This window comes from Moorena sp. SIO2C4, from assembly GCF_010672485.1.
Taxonomy (GTDB): domain Bacteria; phylum Cyanobacteriota; class Cyanobacteriia; order Cyanobacteriales; family Coleofasciculaceae; genus Moorena; species Moorena producens.
The window spans coordinates 1-2,052 of the sequence record NZ_JAAHGN010001228.1 but is presented as its reverse complement, the minus strand read 5'-3'; the positions used below and the strand labels follow the sequence as shown (position 1 = coordinate 2,052).

1 protein-coding gene is annotated in these 2,052 nt (G+C 43.6%); it reads left to right on the top strand.

The genetic code is table 11. The features are described 5' to 3' along the window. A partial coding sequence (lepB, locus tag F6K20_RS35950) for a signal peptidase I (RefSeq protein WP_287298010.1) occupies window positions 1-1,762 on the top strand: 1,762 nt, incomplete at its 5' end. Window positions 1,763-2,052 lie beyond the last annotated feature (290 nt).

The window sequence follows — 2,052 nt, the reverse complement described above, 5'->3', positions numbered from 1 at the left end:
CAAAATTAATCAGTTTTTCAAGCAAAACATCCAACGCCGTGGGGTGGTTTGCTGTCGCCTGGAAGAATATCAGCAGGGAATAGTCAAACTACGTAAACTTAATGGGGCTTATTGCTTGCAGTCCCCCAATGATGTCCAAATCCAAAATTATCTCCAGCGCCTCGATAAACCGAAGCTTTGGCAAGTGCTATCCAGTGATGCCCAGATGAGAGAACTGGCAGATAAACCCCTGTTTTTAAACGTGATGGTGACGGCATACCAGGGGCAGCCGATTACCAATAAAGCACAACTGTGGTCAGCCTATGTGGAGGAGCGCTTAAAGTTACCCCTTGATCAGCAAAAATATCCCAAGGGAGTTCCTTATGGGGATGAGGATACTAGACATTGGTTGACTTATCTAGCCCGGCAATTAGTAGCCGATTCAACCACTGAATTTTTAATTGAAAATATGCAGTCATATTGGTTGAAAAAAGGTGGACAAAGACTTGCTTTTAGATTAATTTATGGGCTGATTTTAGGGCTGATTTTAGGGCTGATTTTAGGGCTGATTTTAGGGCTGATTTTAGGGCTGATTTTAGGGCTGATTTTAGGGCTGATTTATGGGCTGATTTTCGAGGAATTTAAATACTACGAACTACAGGCTGAAGCTTTTACTATAACTTGGTATGGCGTGAAATCTGGGCTGATTTATGGGCTGATTTTAGGGCTGATTTATGGGCTGATTTATGGGCTGATTTTAGGGCTGATTTATGGGCTGATTTATGGGCTGATTTATGGGCTGATTTTAGGGCAGATTTATGGGCAGATTTATGGGCAGATTTATGGGCTAAAAACAGAACTTAAAGCTAAGGTAAAACCTAATCAAGGTATCAAAGAATCGTTGAAAAAAACGTTTATTATTCCCCTGTTTGCTTTTCCGGCTGGGGCATTAATTAATCCCGTTGTCTCCATGCTTACAGGAACTAACCTTGATTTGACTAGCTCTTTAAGCACCGGTTTACTTGTAGGCTTGCTTTCGGCACTAGCAACTGGGGGTCAAGACTTGATACGGCACTTTACCCTGAGGCTAATTTTGTGGCAAAGGGGAGCAATTCCTTGGAACTATGCCAGGTTCCTCAGTTATGCCACAGAACGGCGGTTGATTCAGCAAGTGGGAGGGCGTTACCGTTTTCTTCATGATGCCCTGCGTCAGCATTTTGTGGGCAATAAACCTGTTCCTCCCCCCCTGATTGAAGGTTCTAAAAACACTGGGCTGGGCTATATTCTGTTGGGATTTTCTCTGTTTGTTTTTCTAATTATTAGTAGCAGCATCTATAGGGTTGACAGTGGGCTAAAATCAACGGTAGTACCAGTAGTCCAGAGCGGTGATGTGGTTCTCAGGGATATTGTGACCCGTCATTGGCGCAAATTCCACCACGGAGATGTGATTCACTTTTGGGTGACTAAGGATTTGGCTGAGCAAGGCTTTAATCGTAAGAAGTACATTATGCGGATTGTGGCGTTACCTGGGGAAACGTTTGCCATTAAGCAAGGAGAGGTTTATGTCAATGGTCAACTGCTGCAAACTGACTACATTCAAGGAATTCCTATCCAAGATAAGGACGAATTAGAGAGAGAAATCCCCCCTTGTTGCTATTTAGTTTTGGGTAAAAATCCAGATGATCAGGATAAGTTGTTGGTGGGCTTGGTGGATAGGGAGCAAATTGATGGTGAAGTCTTATTCCGTCTCTTTCCTTTTGGGCGATTTGGCCGGGTGGAGTGACATATAACAATTCTCATAGTTATAAGGTGAAAAGTTCTGGATTTTAGGGAGCAGGGAGCAGGGAGCAGGGAGCAGCTAAAAGATAAGAAGTAAGAGGTAAGAGGGAAAAAATCATGTGTATCTAATAGCTATAAAAAACGCTATCTTTGTTGCTATAAAAGCTGTTTTAGTCCCCTACTCCCTACTCCCGATTCCCGATTCCCTATTCCCTGCTCCCGATTCCCGATTCCCGATTCCCGATTCCCGATTCCCGATTCCCGATTCCCTACTTCCTCCTTGTTTGCGGATCA